At 39.1% G+C, this 14,395-nt stretch carries 16 protein-coding genes; 8 read left to right on the top strand and 8 right to left on the bottom strand.

Annotation, left to right across the window (positions count from 1 at the left end):
- Positions 1 to 249: 249 nt before the first annotated feature.
- Positions 250 to 2,832 (bottom strand): TonB-dependent receptor, encoded by a 2,583-nt coding sequence (locus GQR45_RS01970; protein WP_165724959.1) that lies wholly within the window; start codon positions 2,830 to 2,832, stop codon positions 250 to 252.
- A 310-nt stretch (positions 2,833 to 3,142) separates the two neighbouring features.
- On the bottom strand, positions 3,143 to 3,313 hold the full coding sequence (locus GQR45_RS01965) for an oxidoreductase-like domain-containing protein (RefSeq protein WP_010553991.1): 171 nt from the start codon (positions 3,311 to 3,313) through the stop codon (positions 3,143 to 3,145).
- A gap of 112 nt (positions 3,314 to 3,425) precedes the next feature.
- Between GQR45_RS01965 and GQR45_RS01960 the strand changes: the two genes are divergently transcribed.
- Positions 3,426 to 3,848: a hypothetical protein gene (locus GQR45_RS01960; RefSeq protein WP_007582356.1), complete on the top strand. Its 423-nt coding sequence runs from the start codon at positions 3,426 to 3,428 to the stop codon at positions 3,846 to 3,848.
- Positions 3,849 to 3,935: 87 nt separating this feature from the next.
- A complete protein-coding gene (locus GQR45_RS01955) occupies positions 3,936 to 5,300 on the top strand; it encodes a leucyl aminopeptidase family protein (protein WP_010553989.1) in 1,365 nt (454 codons plus the stop codon).
- A 38-nt stretch (positions 5,301 to 5,338) separates the two neighbouring features.
- Here the strand turns inward: GQR45_RS01955 and GQR45_RS01950 are convergent, their stop codons facing one another.
- Together GQR45_RS01950 and GQR45_RS01945 are read right to left on the bottom strand one after the other, a co-directional pair.
- Positions 5,339 to 5,725: a VOC family protein gene (locus GQR45_RS01950; protein WP_121953611.1), complete on the bottom strand. Its 387-nt coding sequence runs from the start codon at positions 5,723 to 5,725 to the stop codon at positions 5,339 to 5,341.
- 70 nt (positions 5,726 to 5,795) lie between these two features.
- Positions 5,796 to 6,875 carry a ketoacyl-ACP synthase III gene (locus tag GQR45_RS01945; RefSeq protein WP_165724958.1) on the bottom strand — a complete coding sequence of 360 codons (1,080 nt, stop codon included), beginning with the start codon at positions 6,873 to 6,875 and terminating at the stop codon, positions 5,796 to 5,798.
- Positions 6,876 to 7,028: 153 nt separating this feature from the next.
- Here GQR45_RS01945 and GQR45_RS01940 point away from each other — a divergent pair, with 153 nt between their 5' ends.
- The 6 genes from GQR45_RS01940 to GQR45_RS01915 all read left to right on the top strand — a co-directional run bounded on the left by GQR45_RS01940 (position 7,029) and on the right by GQR45_RS01915 (position 11,404).
- Positions 7,029 to 8,336 (top strand): amidohydrolase family protein, encoded by a 1,308-nt coding sequence (locus GQR45_RS01940; protein WP_010553986.1) that lies wholly within the window; start codon positions 7,029 to 7,031, stop codon positions 8,334 to 8,336.
- A gap of 8 nt (positions 8,337 to 8,344) precedes the next feature.
- A complete protein-coding gene (locus tag GQR45_RS01935; protein WP_165724957.1) occupies positions 8,345 to 8,749 on the top strand; it encodes a DUF4440 domain-containing protein in 405 nt (134 codons plus the stop codon).
- A 61-nt stretch (positions 8,750 to 8,810) separates the two neighbouring features.
- Positions 8,811 to 10,052, top strand: coding sequence for a sensor histidine kinase (locus GQR45_RS01930; RefSeq protein WP_206008497.1), 1,242 nt, complete (start codon positions 8,811 to 8,813; stop codon positions 10,050 to 10,052).
- Entirely contained in the window at positions 10,049 to 10,576 is a 528-nt protein-coding gene (locus GQR45_RS01925) for a response regulator (protein WP_165724955.1), read from the top strand. Before GQR45_RS01930 ends, GQR45_RS01925 begins: the two co-directional genes overlap by 4 nt.
- A 24-nt stretch (positions 10,577 to 10,600) precedes the next feature.
- On the top strand, positions 10,601 to 11,023 hold the full coding sequence (locus GQR45_RS01920) for a DCC1-like thiol-disulfide oxidoreductase family protein (RefSeq protein WP_165724954.1): 423 nt from the start codon (positions 10,601 to 10,603) through the stop codon (positions 11,021 to 11,023).
- A 102-nt stretch (positions 11,024 to 11,125) separates the two neighbouring features.
- Positions 11,126 to 11,404: a peptidylprolyl isomerase gene (locus tag GQR45_RS01915; protein ID WP_008171402.1), complete on the top strand. Its 279-nt coding sequence runs from the start codon at positions 11,126 to 11,128 to the stop codon at positions 11,402 to 11,404.
- A 143-nt stretch (positions 11,405 to 11,547) separates the two neighbouring features.
- On the opposite strand, the gene GQR45_RS01910 is transcribed toward GQR45_RS01915, so the two are convergent.
- The 4 genes from GQR45_RS01910 to GQR45_RS01895 all read right to left on the bottom strand — a co-directional run bounded on the left by GQR45_RS01910 (position 11,548) and on the right by GQR45_RS01895 (position 14,392).
- On the bottom strand, positions 11,548 to 12,291 hold the full coding sequence (locus GQR45_RS01910) for a DUF2971 domain-containing protein (protein WP_165724953.1): 744 nt from the start codon (positions 12,289 to 12,291) through the stop codon (positions 11,548 to 11,550).
- A gap of 50 nt (positions 12,292 to 12,341) precedes the next feature.
- Entirely contained in the window at positions 12,342 to 12,635 is a 294-nt protein-coding gene (locus GQR45_RS01905; RefSeq protein WP_165724952.1) for a type II toxin-antitoxin system RelE/ParE family toxin, read from the bottom strand.
- Positions 12,635 to 12,874 (bottom strand): type II toxin-antitoxin system ParD family antitoxin, encoded by a 240-nt coding sequence (locus tag GQR45_RS01900; protein WP_165724951.1) that lies wholly within the window; start codon positions 12,872 to 12,874, stop codon positions 12,635 to 12,637. Before GQR45_RS01900 ends, GQR45_RS01905 begins: the two co-directional genes overlap by 1 nt.
- Before the next feature lie 858 nt (positions 12,875 to 13,732).
- Entirely contained in the window at positions 13,733 to 14,392 is a 660-nt protein-coding gene (locus GQR45_RS01895; protein WP_165724950.1) for a DsbA family oxidoreductase, read from the bottom strand.
- Positions 14,393 to 14,395 lie beyond the last annotated feature (3 nt).

Genomic DNA, 14,395 nt, shown 5'->3' with positions numbered 1-14,395 from the left:
GTTATACCAATTTTATTAAAAAAATAATCATTCTATCGCATTAAATAGCGTACTCACTGCGTTAAAAATTATTCATATAGAGCAACTATATATCATAGTTTTCGCCTTGTTATTACGCTATTTTCTGAGCGCTATAATAGAACACTTATTCAATGCAATTGGTATTGTTCATTATTATTTTTATTAACTATAAAATTAAAAAGGCGAAATGTCTTTAACATTTCGCCTTTGGTTCTTCATGAAAATAGTTTAAAAAGTATATGTTGCTTTAGCGTAGTAAAAGCCACCGTTAATACCAAACGGAGATGTTTCGTAGAACTGACCACCCCAGTTGTTATTAGGGATACCCGTTGCATCTGCAAAATCAAGTTTTTCAGCATCTTGGTCGAATAAGTTTTGAGCGCCTACAGAGAAGCTAACTGATTCATTTAAGAAGTAAGTTACTTCAGCATCAATAGTGACTGCAGCATCTGCTGTTTTAGCTGTTGCATCATAATCAACGTGAACACCTTGGTATTCGCCGTAGTAGTTTGCACGAGCAAATGCAGAAACTGATTCCCATTGTTGAGACAATGTGAACGTTGCACGATGGTTAGGTAAATCTTCTTCTAAGCGTTTAACTTTAAACGCACCTGTAATTTCACTAAATTGAGTTACTTCAGTATCATTCCAGTTATAAGCAAGGCTAAATGTAGAGCTACCGCCCATTAGTTCAGCAGTATAGTTTGCAACTAAATCGATACCTTGAGTTGTTGTATCAAAGTCATTTGTAAAAAAGCTTACCTGAGCAAGACCTTGTACATTAGGAACTCCAGCGGCTGTAAGTGTATCTTTATCTGCTTGGCTTAAGTTGATTTTATCTGATTGGCTAATACGGTCATCTACTTGAATGTTGTAGTAATCAAGCGTTAAAAATAACTCGCCGATTGTGTATACAGCACCAAGTGTATAGCTTTGTGATTCTTCCGGCTCAAGCTCTGTACCACCTAATTGCACTGCAATTGGGTTTGTTGGCGGAAGAAGCGCTGAATCTTGTAATACACCGCTGTCTAAGCTTGTTTGTACGTTACTTACGTTAGCTTGACCAACTGTAGGTGCACGGAAACCGCTACTTACAGAACCTCGAATATTTAAATCTTCAGTTAAATGGTATTGAGCCATTACTTTGTAGTTAGTTGTAGTACCAAAGCTGTCGTAGTCTTCAAAGCGAAGCGCTACGCCCATTAAGAAATCTTCAGTAAAGGGTGCTTCAACATCAACATACGCTGCATAGTTACGACGAGAAAACTCACCTGCTTGTGATGGTTTAAAACCAGGGAAGCCGTTAGAGCCAATACCAAAACCTTGCTCTGTTAAAGGGCCTGCTGTGTAAGATTCTTCATCACCAGAAATGATAGTGAATGTTTCTTCATGCCATTCAAAACCACCGGCAATGTTTACATCATAAGCTAAACCAAAGTCGACACCCTTTGATAAATCAAAGTTAAAGTTTTTCTCTAGCTGTTCATATTTACCCGGACTGAAATCACGTGGCGTATCTGCACCTAAAGAAGCATTAACCGTGTCATAGATGAAGTAACGTGATTCATTTAAACCCACAGTACCGCTTAAGTCATAGTAAGTATCTTTTAAGAAACCACCAGTGAATCGCCCTTTAGTACCAATAGTTAAAGAAGTATCAGTAATGTTGCCGCCAAAGTTAGGTGTAAAGCCACCTGGAAGCGTTTCGTTAAAGGCAAAACAATCTGGGTTGTTCGCTACACCATTTATATAAGCAGGATCATCTAATACGTTGCCATCTGTTATTGCAATAGTAGGACAGTTAGCGCTCATATCAGGTGTTAAATCTGCAACAAGTAGTGTTTCGCCACCATCATTTGAGTAAACGCCAGAACGTGTTTGCGGGTTACGGTAGTAAAAGCCACCACGTACATCACGTTCAGAGTAATTACCAAACATGTAAAATTCAGAATCGTTTGTTAGCTCTAAACCTACGTTACCAAAAATTGTAATATCGTCGTTTACTTCTGGTGCGCCCCATACTTGTGCAAGAGAAGATACATCAGGAACACCGGCAGCTGAAAGTGCTGCGGCATCGGCACGTTGAACTGAGCGGCTTGTTGCATCAGCTGTTTTATATTGAAAGCTTAAATTAGCAAAGCCATTGTCGGTAAACGGTAAACCCACGTTACCCGACACTTGTGTTGTATCGCCGTCACCTTCATAAAATTGACCATGGCGGATTTCTAATTTACCACCTTCAGAAGCGTCTTTTAGTTGGAAGTTCATTACACCCGCGATTGCATCAGAACCATATTGTGCAGCTGCGCCATCACGAAGTACTTCTACTTGTTTAATAGCAATGCTTGGAATAACTGAAATATCTGCGCCTTGCGCGCCATCGTTAATACCACCGCCTAAAAATGCAATTACAGAAGCACGATGACGACGTTTGCCGTTTAAAAGAACCAATGTGCTGTCTGATGGTAAACCACGTAAGTTAGCTGGGCGAACAAGAGAGGCCGCATCGCTAATAGGATTTTGATGTACGTTAAAAGATGGCACGGCACCTTTTAAAAGCTCAAGCATGTCGGTATTGCCTGATCTTTCTAATTCTTCGCCGCCAATAATATCGATTGGAACTGGTGAGTCACCGATTGAACGTGGAGCTGAGCGCGTACCTACTACGGCAATTTTCTCTACGTTTTTATTTACTTTAGTTTGCTGTTGCTCGTCTGCTGCAATAGCAGAACCCGAAAAAAACAACCCTGCAGTGGTTGTAGCTAAAGCAAATTTGATTGCTTGGTTTAGCGCATTATTTTTTAATTTCATTCTAATTTTCCCCAGTTAGAATAATTCTTATTTTTGATGCTAATTTCACATCATTTATTTTTAACTTAATTTTTTGTTTCACATAAGTTTGAGGGTTTAGCTCAAAAGCCTAATCAATTAAGCTTACTTTTTGTGAAGTCCTATTTACAGACTATAGGTAAAAAACGGGAAGGGCAATTACTAATTAACCATTTGATAACAAAAAGATTCAATTTAAGAAAAAATGCAACAATGGTGCAAAGTAAAGCTAAAATGAACTAAATAAGTGCAAATAGGGTTGTTGAGAGGAAAATTAATGCGTTATCAGTATTTAAATGTTATTTATTTGTTTCTTTTTGGTGGGGTTTTCAATGTTTTGTGCGCATCGCCAAGTTGCTAATTTTTCTTTATATTCATCCCACACGCAGGGGCAGCAACTGCCGCCACCACAACATTCATCAGATTTTGGTTTTTCAGGTTTTTGCGGTAGTTGGTTTGTCATATTCAGTGTTGTTGTATGTATTTAATACTAATTTGGTGCAAAGGATAAGTTAAAGGATGTTGTAAGTAAATTATTCTTTGTGAACCCGTGCTGCTGTGTGAAAATAAAAGTTATGCGATTATATAAAGTTATTCACCGTGCACCTTGGCGGGTAGTTAAAATTAGTAAAAAACGCCAACAGCTGCGTTTTCGCCGTGCTATGGTGGCGCTCAAAATTGCACTTGCGCAAGAAAAACAAGAAACCAAAGAAATGCTCTCTATTTATAGGCGCTACACTCAAGGCCAAACAAGTAAAGAGGAGTTAAAACGCGCTAATGAACAATTTGTTGATATTTTAAAAGGGTTAGGGCTCGGTGTGTTTGCAGTATTACCTTTTGCCCCGCTTACAATTCCTTTAGTTGTTAAATTAGGGAGTTTAGTGGGAGTTGATGTACTGCCAAGTTCGTTTAATATGAACAAATCTATTAAAGAACTTGATGCTAAAATAGATCAAGAAAATCAAAAGCAAGAATCCAAAAATAGCTTAAAAAAGTAGCTAAAATCCCTTCAAATTAGCGATACCTTTTAGGTGCGCTTATTGATATGCTCTTAAGTACCATTTTTATATTATATGAGCTTTTTAATGAGTGCATTACTACGTCATACATCTTCTGGTATTCCTTTATCTTTTATTCTTAAAAACGAATTATCTGACTGGCAAGCACAGCAGCCTGCATTTATACAAAATTGGTTAACTAATACAGGTTTCGAAAAGCAAGGTGTTGCTTTAATCCCTGATGCTAAGACGGGCGAGTTAAGCCAGGTATTTTGTTTAATGCAAAGTAGCGATGATTTTTGGGCTGCGGGTAATTTAGCAAATACACTTCCTACTGGTACTTATCAAATTCAAGGCGAGAGCGCTTTTGTAGAGCAAGTTGCTTTAGGGTTTGTGCTTGGTGGTTACGAATTTAGTGAATATAAAGAAAAACCAACAGCAAAAGCGCAATTAGCCATTAGCGATAAAGCGTTGTTTGAGCGTATTAGCCAACAAGCTGATGCCATTACACTTGCACGTGATTTAGTTAATACGCCAGCGGTAGACATGATGCCGCAACATTTATCGCAAGTAATGGAAGATTTAGCTGCAACTTACAATGGCGAATTTTCACAGTGGATTGGCGATGAGTTACTAGAGCAAAACTACCCGACTATTCACATGGTGGGCCGTGCAAGCGAAAATAAACCGCGTTTACTCGATTTAAAATGGGGTGCAACAGATGCTCCATTAATTACACTAGTAGGTAAGGGCGTATGTTTTGACTCAGGCGGACTTGATTTAAAACCGAGCTCTGGCATGCGTAACATGAAAAAAGACATGGGCGGCGCCGCGCATGTAATTGCACTAGCGCAGCTTATTATGGCAGCTAACTTACCAATTAGATTACGTGTACTTGTACCTGCTGTTGAAAATGCAGTATCGCGCAATGCATTTCGCCCTGGCGATGTTGTTAAAACACGCAAAGGCATTATGGTCGAAATTGATAATACAGACGCAGAAGGGCGCTTAGTATTGTGTGATGCATTAAGCGAAGCACAAAACGATAATCCTGAGCTAATTATTGATTTTGCTACCCTCACGGGTGCATGTCGTGTTGCGTTAGGCACGGAGCTTCCGGGCTTTTTCTCAACAGAGCGCGATGTAGCAAACGGTATTATTGATGCAGGTTTAAGTGTCCATGATCCTGTTTGGCAACTTCCGTTGTTTGAGCAATACAAAAGCTTACTAAAAAGTGATGTAGCCGATATGGCAAACTGCGCAAGTACACCGTTTGGTGGTGCTATTACTGCAGCGCTTTACTTAAAAGAATTTGTTGAGCCAACAACACCGTGGGTACATTTTGATGTAATGGCGTGGAACTTACGTGCATTACCAGGTCGTCCAACGGGTGGTGAAGCATTAGGTATTCGTGCTGTATTTAACTACTTACAAAATCGTTTTAATAAATAAGTTTTTGATTCAATAGTAAGAACTTGAGCTTATGAGTTTTAAACCTCATAAAGCTCAAGTGGCAAGTTATCTGGATCGGCAAAAAAGGTAAACTTTTTGCCGGTTATTTCATCCACTCTAATATCCTCAACATTTACTTCGCACGACTCTAAATACGTTTTTGCAATCTGTACATCCGCTACCTTAAAAGCTAAATGTCTTAAGCCTTGTGCTTCGGGATAGCTTGGTCTTGCGGGCGATCCATCAAACGAAAATAGCTCTATTTGGCTACCATCGGGCATGGCTAAATCTAATTTATATGAATTACGATCAGCTCTAAAATGCTCATTAATAACGTTAAGTTTAAGTACATTGCTATAAAAGTGTTTAGAACGCGCATAGTCACTACAAATAATCGCAGCGTGATGAATCCCTAAAAGTTTCAAATTTAATTCCTTAAAAAGCAAAAACGCACTTAAATAAGTGCGTTTTAAATGTGGCTTATTACATCTTGTGTTAGCTTGGCTGCGCTTCTTTACATGCTTTAACGGCCGGTGCTACAAGTTCTAAACCGGTTTTATCACATGGCGGTAAAGCGGCATCGCTTACACTAATAGGCGTTACGCGTTCGCCCCATTTTATGTAACTTGCAGCCCAGGTAAGGCCTGCACCAAATGCAGCAGACATAATGTTTGAATGCGGTTTAATTAACCCTTGCTCAACGGCTTCACATAACGCAATAGCAATCGTAGCAGCAGAGGTATTACCATACTCACCAATGTTAACCATTACTTTTTCGTCAGGTACTTTTAAACGATGCTGAATAGCCTGAATAATACGTAAGTTAGCTTGGTGTGGAACGAGTACATTAATGTCATCAAGGCTCAAATTGGCTTGTTTAAGTACATCGTCGCACGCTTCGCTCATGCCTTTAACAGCACGTTTGAAAATTTCACGACCTTCGAATAATAAATCAGATGGACCAATTGGCTCATATTTATTTAAATCACTACCAAAGTTAGTGATGTGTAAAATATCGCGGTCTTCACTGTCACAACCAGTTTTGGTTGCTAGTAAACCAGCTGGCGTATCTGCCGCTTCAAGTACTACTGCACCTGCGCCATCGCCAAATAAAACAGCGCTATCGCGACGTGCCCAGTTTACGTACCAGGTCATACGCTCAGCGGCAATGACCACTGCTTTTTTGATCATACCCGCTTGAATTTGTGCTGTAGCAGCTTGCAATGCATATAAAAAGCCCGAACATGCCGCGTTTGTATCCATTGCGGCAGCGCCTGTTGCACCAATGTTTTTTTGCACTTGTGAGGCGGTATTTGCCACAACAGTAGAAGGTGTACAGGTTGCTAATATTACTAAATCAATATCTTTAGGATCAACGCCTGCGCACGCAATAGCATGCTTAGCAGCAACGGTTGCCAGCTCGGCGGTACTTACATGGCTCACTCGGCGAGATTTAATGCCTGTACGCGAGGTTATCCACTCGTCGGTGGTATCAACTATTTCACTAATTTCATCGTTGCTAATGCTTGCTGGTGGAATGCATTTACCCCAACCAGTGATATGTGCGTAAGGCATAGTATGTTCTCTTAAGGTGGTCTGACATGTATTACTAATGGGTGAGTTATACCAAAAAACGGCTTTCAAGACTAGTTTATAGCATGCTTTGTGTCGTAAATATTCGCAATTACAGGTTATTTAAGGTAATGCTAGTATAAAAAAGGAGCAAGTATGAAAACAACACTAATAACAACATTCACTGCAATAACGCTGGCATTAATAGCAAATGGGGCTTTTGCTCAACAGCATAAAATTATTTATGCGGGCAGTTTACTTGCATCCGAGGATCAAAAAGTAAAAACAGAGCAAACGTTAGTCATAACAGATAATACAATAACAGCCATTAAAAACGGCTACCTCACAAAAGCAGAACTTAACCTACCTGATGCCGATATTATAAATCTTAAAAATCAATTTGTAATGCCTGGTCTTATTGATATGCATGTTCACGTTACGTTTGAGCGAGATGCTAAAGCAAACCCTCACCGCTGGGCAACTGAATATGATGCCGATTATGCTTTGCGCTCAATTAAATATTTACAACGTACGCTCGATGCGGGTTTTACATCAGTGCGAGATTTAGGTAGCGATCACAAAGTTATATTTCCGCTAAAACGTGCTATTGAGCGAAATGATATTAACGGCCCTCGCATTTTTGCAGCGGGTAATACAATATCGCCTACCGGTGGACACGCAGATATGCACGGTTATCGAAAAGATATTACAGATGCGGTTACAGGCGGGATTGGTATATGTAATGGCGCGGATGATTGTAGCCGTGCGGTACGCGAGGTAATTAAAAGTGGCGCTGATGTAATTAAAATTACTGCCACGGGTGGAGTACTAAGTAATACCGCTGCTGGTGTTAACCAACAACTTACAGATGCAGAGCTGATTGCAATTGTTGATACTGCTCATCACTTGGGGCGTAAAGTTACAGCGCATGCACACGGTACACAAGGTATAAAAGCGGCCTTAAAAGCCGGTGTAGATTCTATTGAGCATGGCTCTTATTTAGATAAAGAGGCAATAAAGTTATTTAAAAAAACGGGAGCTTATTTAGTACCGACGCTTTTAGCGGGTGCAACGGTAAGTGAAGAGGTGCTTACAAATCCAAATATGCCACCGGCAATAGCCGACAAAGTGCGTGAAGTTACTCCAAAAATGCAGGCTTCGTTTAAACTTGCACTAAAAAACAAGGTTAATATAGCTTTTGGAACAGACTCTGGGGTGTCGCGTCATGGGCTCAATGCTAACGAATTTAGTTTAATGGTAAACAATGGAATGAGCGAAGCCCAAGCTATTAAATCAGCAACTATACATGCAGCTAAACTGCTGGGGCAAAGCGCACTCATTGGCGACTTGAGTGTTGGTAAACAAGCAGATATTATCAGTGTGAATGGCTCACCGCTTAAAAATATCGACGTACTTAAAAACGTGCAATTTGTTATGAAAGCCGGGCAAGTTTATAAACAATAGGGAAGGTTATGAGCAGCAAAATAAAAGTGTCGTTGTTTAATCATTTGATTGACGCTGAGCGCCAGTTACTAGACCCAGACGTTCGCCAATCTGAGCGCGCATTAGATGCTTTACTCGATGATGAATTTATCGAAATTGCTGCCAACGGCACTACATTTAATAAATACCAAGTACTTACCCGCTTACCTACCGAGGTTGTGCCACAGTTTTATAATCAGCATTTTAAGGGCCGAATGCTGAGCGATGATGTAGTGCAACTTAGTTATCAAGCAGCTTATAGGCGCTCTGCTCGCAGTGAATTTAATTATTCATTGCGTATGTCGCTTTGGCGCCAAACTAACGAACAATGGAAAATGGTGTTTCATCAAGGAACGCCTTGTGCACCGTTTTCAATTTCGATGGATGATGATTAAAAATTACATAACCGTTAAAATAACCATATTAAACATTTGATTGGGCAATTACCTCTTGTTAATGCGTACCGACCCCACCATTAGTCGACTATTAATGCTGCGAAGCGGCGCTATTGCGGTGCAATTAATCGCGGTGCTTAGCGTTTATTTTTTACTTGAACATCAAATTGCATTACTGCCTTTACTGATTGTTATTGCCGTTGAGGCTGTTTTTCAGCTTATTAGCCTGTTTGCTTATCGTAATGTAAGCCAGGCTAAACCTTTGGGTATGTTGATGCAGCTAACTGCAGATGTATTATTTTTAACGGTTTTGCTTTCGCTAAGCGGCGGTGCAACCAATGCATTTGTATCGTTGTTATTGCTCCCGATAATGATCGCTGCTGTTACGCTGCGAGAAAAAGGATTAGCTTATATTGCAGTACTCGCCATTGCCGCATACAGTTTTTTACTGATAAAGATGCCCGATCACAGTATGCATCAAATGAATATGAGTGGTCACTTTATTGGTATGTGGGTCAATTTTGTTTTAAGTGCTAGTGTAATTGCACTTGTTATTGGCGCAATGAGTAGGGCACTTAAAGAGCGAGAGCGAATTATTGCAAACGTGCGTGAAAAACAATTACGTAACGAACAGCTTGTTACCTTAGATGGCGCTGCTGCACAAATAACCCATCAACTAGCGACCCCAATTGCAAATTTACAGCTATTGTTTGAAGAGTTATTAGAAGACCAACCAAACAACCCTATTGTTAAGCACATGCAAGCGCCGCTTACTCAGTGTAGTACGCAACTTAATGACTTTAGAAAACTCTCAGAGCAATTACGCCTTAAAAATTCGCAAGAGCATACCACCGTAAAGCAACTGCAAACGCAAATTACAGATACGCTTTTACTGCAATACCCTGATCAGCACATTAAATGGATTACGCCACCTATTGCAGCAACATTGATAAGTGATGCGATGTTATTGCCTGCTATTTTGAATTTATTGCAAAACGCCGCGCTCGCTAATCAAAAACAAGGTCAAACTCAATTAGAGCTGAGTTGGCAGCAAGATAACTTACATAGTGAATGCGTTTACTTGTTAATTCGCGATTTTGGCCCTGGCTTTTCATCATCGCAATTAGCAGAGCTGGGTGGTCAACTTATGCCAAGCGATAAAGGAATGGGGCTTGCTGTGCTTTTATCAAACGTTACTTTTGAGCGTTTAAATGGCTCACTTACCTTGTTTAACCATACCGATGGCGGCGCTGTCGCCAAAGTTAAACTCGCTATTGTAAACACCGAGAAAACAGCCTCATGAAGTTACTTATAATTGAAGACGACATTAATTTAGCCAGCACACTGGCAAGGCGCTTAACTAAACAAGGCTTTATCTGCGAGGTGGCACATAATCAAAGTGATGCGTTACTCACTGCACGCAAACTATTACCGGACTTTGTTTTGTTAGACATGAAACTAGGAGACGATAACGGACTTGCACTCATAAAGCCGCTGCGTAGTTTGCTCCCCCAAGCTCATATTGTTTTACTAACTGGGTTTGCAAGTATTGCAACCGCAGTAGAGGCAATGCGTTTAGGCGCAAACGACTACCTTACTAAGCCGGTTGATATGGCAACATTATTAAAAGCGCTTAACACCGAGCCTGTGGCATCGGCATCGAGTGTTATTGATGATGCGGTTATGTCGCCAGAGCGTTTAGAGTGGGAGCATATTCAACAAGTGCTTCACAGCAATAATGGCAATGTGTCGGTTACCGCGCGGCAACTTAATATGCATAGGCGCACGTTACAGCGTAAATTACAAAAAAAGCCCGTGCAGCAGTAAAGTACTTAATTTAAGGAAGGTGTTATGAGCGATGATGCAACTATATTAATGCTTAATCAAAAAATTATATTATTCGACGCGCAATGTAAGCTGTGCAGCGCGTGGTGTAATTTTATTATTAACAACGATGCCAATACCATTTTTAAATTATGCAGCGTGCAATCTCCAAAAGGGGAGCGGTTGTTAACATACTTTGGTTTTTCAACAATTGAGTACGCTTCAATGGTGCTTGTTGAAAATGGCAAAGTGCATACGCAAAGCCATGCTTTTTTTAACGTTGTTAAGCAGCTAGGTTACCCATATAAACTAGCAAACGTATTTAGTATTTTGCCAAATAGGTTTAATAATTGGTTATACGATAGGGTTGCTTTAAACCGCTATACCTTATTTGGAAAATATCAGTATTGCAGAATTCCCAACCCTGATGATGCTAAACATTATTTATAAATTAGTGGTTAATACACTGCAGTATAAGTAGATGCTAGGTTTATAGGGTTGTGTTAAAATCGCCACGTTTAATTTTAGCTAACGGTATAAAAGGCTTTTTTCATGGCAAATACAGCACATGCACTTCACATTTTGGTTAAGCACAAAGAAATTGCAGAAGATATTATTAAGCAATTAGGTAAAGGTGCAAAGTTTCAAACCCTAGCTAAAAAGTATTCGTCATGCCCATCGGGCAAAAAAGGCGGAGACTTAGGTGAATTTGGACGCGGACAAATGGTCCCACAGTTTGATAAAATTGCATTTAAAGGCGCAATTTTAGAGCCACACCTAGTTAAAACTAAATTTGGCTGGCATGTAATTAAAGTACTTTATCGTACTTAGTATACTTGAGCAGTTTGGCGAATTGACGCCGTATTGGGGAGCGTCCATCTCATCACCTATCCAAAACTTTACACTTTGACGAACTAAGAATTAGGATGGGTGTCATCTTAATTTTAGAGACCTCCGGCTACCCGATTATGTGTTTATTCAGACACTGGTAAGTTTATTTCCTCACGCTCCATAGTTCCTTTATTGGTAATCCTAACCCTGAACGCTTTTGTAATGCCAGACAGAAAATTTAATTTTAATATGTTCAAAACCTTGATTACTTCTGCATCAGGACACTTTAAGCCAAATGTTACGGATTCAATAGGAGATGCTAGTGAAATTAACCTTTTTGTTGGTTGGATAAGCATTAAGCGCCATTCTTCTTCATATTTCCATTCTTTTAACTTGCTATAAACTATATCATCAAAGAAAGAGCCCATATCGTATCCATTTTTAATTAACTCAAATGAATTTACTATAACTTTATCAGCTCTATTGTATTTAACTTTTCTAAAAGTTTCAGATTCTAATACACCTTCAACCTTATACTCAATGCAAATGCCACGGTGACTATTTGAATAATGTGCCCACATTAAAGGATTTAATGGATCAGTTGTAAAACATACAATTCCCAAATTTTGAACGTCATTTTTTATCCCCTCCTCTAAAGAAGACATTTCAACTTTATCAAACTTTAATTGCCCTTGCGTATTATTAATACTCACTAAATGATTTTTTAAATCTTCATTTAATTGTCCATCCCAGTAAAAATCGCAATCAAAAGGGTCATTAAATGCCGAAGGCTTAGATGCATAAAATGAAGACGTAGTTATTTCTAATAACGAGTTTACAGATATATCTCTATATCTAAATATTGTTTTTGGCTGAATATCGCTCATAATTTCCTAAAACACATAACGAGTTAATCTACAGGCTCGTTATATTTTTCTTAGAGTGCGGAATTAACATCCATGCTTTTATGCAATATCCGCACTATAAATATTTGGTTGTTCTTATATTCTTTGTAATAAATTACATGGCTAGCTTGCGGATATTTACTATAGCCTTCTCTAATGTAATCACAGTTAATGCCTAGCTCGGGATCAATCGACAATAAATGAAACGTATTATCTAATACTTTAAGATAATCATTTCGCTGGGAAAGTCCCCACGTTATTTGAGTATATTTAGCTATTTTTATTAAGTCTGTTTTTGCTTTCGACGATAATACAAACTTATCCATTAATGGTTATCTTTATCTAATTCAGTTAATAGGTTCTCATAGCTGTACTCGGCAACACCGCTTTGTTCACCTTGGATTAGCATATTACGTAAATTTAATAACTTAGCTTCTTGGTCTTCCAAAGCTCTTAATCCAGCTCTAACAATTTCACTTGCAGAGCCATAACGACCAGTGTTAAGTTGTTGGTTTATAAACTGATCGAAGTGATCGCCTAATGTTACGCTTGTATTTTTAGCCATAATATAAAACCTCATAAGTACCTAGATATAATATATTATGGTATAAAAAATATAACAAGTCACTTAAAAGGACAAATAACAATTGGTTTTTGCTCCTGCGTCGCTTATTTTAACCAACCACCTGTATCGAGAGTTGCGCCTTTGACGGAGTGTGGGATTAGCAAATGCTTTTCAGCAGTGAGGACTGCATCACACGAACAATATTGGTGAAGCGTACACAGAGAATTATGTAGGCCATAGGGGCTATCGTGGCTCTGAAGTGCTGGTATCGCTCCGATAAATATTAGATCTGACTGGCGAGGTTAATAAATTAACGTGACTAAATTAACATGACACCCATCTTAATTGGGATAGCTTTGCTTGTTCAATTAAGGAGTGTTCTGTTTGATTTTGCTATATAAATTAGCTGTTTATGTGCGTCGACACTCAAATAAGTTACTGTGTCGGATAGCGCTTTGCTTATCCGACCACCGTTTTTAAATATATTTGAAGAGTGGTGGTTACCTTCTCTGCCAGGCTAGTTGTCTAATATTAAATATTCGGTGGGTTTAACTTAAATTTTTACGCAGACGAAAATAGCGTTGCCTGAGCGTTCTGCTCATCAGCCGAAATTAGTTGAACACTACAGATACCCATCCTGATTTTTATACGGTGAAGATCATTTACGAGAATTGTAGAGGCAGGATTGAAGGCGGATTACTTATGCTTTTACAAATAATCACACGCATTCAGCACTGTATGTCGACGATGAAATATTAAATAAGTTTATAGTAAGATAATTCTTGTTCGCTTACTTATACGTAATAAAAAAGCTGCAATGTGCAGCCTTTTTTAAGTATTAAACAACAATTTTACTCGTTAAGCGTCTTGCTTGGCTTCTTCTTCACTAATTTGTTTTAGTGCTTGAATGAATGAGTCGCTTGGTTGTCCGCCAGTAAGCGCATATTTATCGTTTATGATAAACGTAGGTACTGAAGTAATACCCATCTGTTTAAAGTTGTCTTGCTCTTGGCGTACGTCTTGTACGTATTTGTCTGAATGTAGGATACCGCGAGCTGTTTCTTTATCAAGACCCACTTTTTCAACAACGTCGAGCAACGCTTCTTCTTGATTTAAGTATTTTAAATCTGTGAAGTGCGCTTCAAAAAAGGCGAGTTTAAGCTGCGTTTGCTTACCTTCTTCACGTGCCCACATTAATAAACGATGCAAATCAAAGCTGTTGATCATGATGCGTTTGCCATCAAAATTAAAGGTAAACCCAGCACGCTGACCGGCTTCGAACATGTTTTTACGATTTTCGTCGCCTTGTTCTTCACTTAGGTTGTACTTTTGCATTAAATGTTCGTTTAAGTCTTGACCTTCAATTGGCATATCTGGATTTAGTTCAAAAGGATGCCACGTAATATCTGCGCTCATTTCGTCTTTAAGTTGCTCTAGTGCAGTTTCTAGGTTTTTATAACCCACTACACACCAAGGGCACATTACGTCTGAAACGATATCAATTTTAAAGTTTTTCATATT

It is taken from the genome of Pseudoalteromonas sp. SA25, assembly GCF_011378705.1.
Taxonomy (GTDB): domain Bacteria; phylum Pseudomonadota; class Gammaproteobacteria; order Enterobacterales; family Alteromonadaceae; genus Pseudoalteromonas; species Pseudoalteromonas arctica.
Note: the sequence above shows the minus strand (reverse complement) of the source record. Positions and strands in the feature narration are given on the sequence as shown.

Excerpts from the sequence above, each read along its gene's own strand:
- GQR45_RS01970 (WP_165724959.1), bottom strand. The coding sequence starts at position 2,832 with ATGAAATTAAAAAATAATGCGCTAAACCAAGCAATCAAATTTGCTTTA.
- GQR45_RS01965 (WP_010553991.1), bottom strand. The coding sequence starts at position 3,313 with ATGACAAACCAACTACCGCAAAAACCTGAAAAACCAAAATCTGATGAA.
- GQR45_RS01960 (WP_007582356.1), top strand. The coding sequence starts at position 3,426 with ATGCGATTATATAAAGTTATTCACCGTGCACCTTGGCGGGTAGTTAAA.
- GQR45_RS01955 (WP_010553989.1), top strand. The coding sequence starts at position 3,936 with ATGAGTGCATTACTACGTCATACATCTTCTGGTATTCCTTTATCTTTT.
- GQR45_RS01945 (WP_165724958.1), bottom strand. The coding sequence starts at position 6,875 with ATGCCTTACGCACATATCACTGGTTGGGGTAAATGCATTCCACCAGCA.
- GQR45_RS01940 (WP_010553986.1), top strand. The coding sequence starts at position 7,029 with ATGAAAACAACACTAATAACAACATTCACTGCAATAACGCTGGCATTA.
- GQR45_RS01935 (WP_165724957.1), top strand. The coding sequence starts at position 8,345 with ATGAGCAGCAAAATAAAAGTGTCGTTGTTTAATCATTTGATTGACGCT.
- GQR45_RS01930 (WP_206008497.1), top strand. The coding sequence starts at position 8,811 with ATGCGTACCGACCCCACCATTAGTCGACTATTAATGCTGCGAAGCGGC.
- GQR45_RS01925 (WP_165724955.1), top strand. The coding sequence starts at position 10,049 with ATGAAGTTACTTATAATTGAAGACGACATTAATTTAGCCAGCACACTG.
- GQR45_RS01920 (WP_165724954.1), top strand. The coding sequence starts at position 10,601 with ATGAGCGATGATGCAACTATATTAATGCTTAATCAAAAAATTATATTA.
- GQR45_RS01915 (WP_008171402.1), top strand. The coding sequence starts at position 11,126 with ATGGCAAATACAGCACATGCACTTCACATTTTGGTTAAGCACAAAGAA.
- GQR45_RS01910 (WP_165724953.1), bottom strand. The coding sequence starts at position 12,291 with ATGAGCGATATTCAGCCAAAAACAATATTTAGATATAGAGATATATCT.
- GQR45_RS01905 (WP_165724952.1), bottom strand. The coding sequence starts at position 12,635 with ATGGATAAGTTTGTATTATCGTCGAAAGCAAAAACAGACTTAATAAAA.
- GQR45_RS01900 (WP_165724951.1), bottom strand. The coding sequence starts at position 12,874 with ATGGCTAAAAATACAAGCGTAACATTAGGCGATCACTTCGATCAGTTT.
- GQR45_RS01895 (WP_165724950.1), bottom strand. The coding sequence starts at position 14,392 with ATGAAAAACTTTAAAATTGATATCGTTTCAGACGTAATGTGCCCTTGG.